At 32.7% G+C, this 1023-nt stretch carries 2 protein-coding genes; both read left to right on the top strand.

Annotated elements, in window-relative coordinates:
- A partial coding sequence (locus AC1DTM_RS28320) for a pentapeptide repeat-containing protein (RefSeq protein ID WP_477001470.1) occupies positions 1–256 on the top strand: 256 nt, incomplete at its 5' end.
- Between the two features lie 183 nt (positions 257–439).
- Positions 440–952: a GNAT family N-acetyltransferase gene (locus AC1DTM_RS28315; protein WP_002157865.1), complete on the top strand. Its 513-nt coding sequence runs from the start codon at positions 440–442 to the stop codon at positions 950–952.
- Positions 953–1023: the final 71 nt, after the last annotated feature.

Genomic DNA, 1023 nt, shown 5'->3' with positions numbered 1-1023 from the left:
CTCCTCATATGCAGATTTAAATCTTTCGGGCAGTAAATTTAATTTGGTGACTTTAGGTGGAGTTCAATTCAAGAATACAAATCTTGGAGCGGAAAAGGAACCTATTTTATTTGATAGATGTGATTTGGAAGGATGTACAATAAGTAACAGTAATCTTAAAAACGTTGAGATAGAAAATTGTAATATAACTGGTATGAAAATAAACGGTATTCCAGTAGAAGAACTGCTTGAGTTGTATAATCGGGTGAAAAATTAAACAAAAAAACACTTAGTATCTTCTAAGTGTTTTTTTTATTTTGAACGAGAGAATATAAGAGATGATGTTCAAAAAATGAATATTATATCGAAATAATTATATAAAAATAACACAAAGAAATAAGGGTAGGCAGGATTTTAATATTGGATATTAGAATATGATAATTGAATGGAGGGGAGAAAGATGGGGATTAACGTTAGAGCAGTAGAAACACAGGATGCTAGAGCAATTCATCGTATATGCATTCAAGATGATGTTTTACCATATATGGTTTTCCTACCTAGTATGCGTGTAGATGCAATGGAGAATAGAATTCGAAATTTAGCACAGAATCAATTTGAATTTGTAGCAGAATATGATGGAGAAGTTGTTGGATTTGTCGGTTTAACCCAAAGTCCAGGACGAAGATCTCACTCGGGTGATTTATTCATCGGAGTAGATAGTGAATATCACAATAAGGGAATTGGAAAAGCACTTCTTACAAAAATGCTTGATTTAGCTGATAATTGGCTAATGTTAGAGCGAGTGGAGCTTGGTGTATTAGAAACGAATCCTAGAGCCAAAGTATTATATGAAAAATTTGGATTTATCGAAGAGGGTGTAAAGGTTGGGAATTTGAAGGCTCATGGGAAATTTGTTAACGAAATCATGATGAGTCGTTTTAGACCAAATGGTTTGATTGTACATAATAAATAGAGGGGTAAATTGAACAGAAATATCGATTTGTTTTGAAAAAAGTATGGCAAAAGGACGCCATGCTTTTTTAG

This window comes from Bacillus sp. P4_D3 (assembly GCF_056401855.1).
The sequence above is the reverse complement of the archived record's forward strand: the minus strand, read 5'-3'. Positions and strand labels throughout refer to the sequence as shown.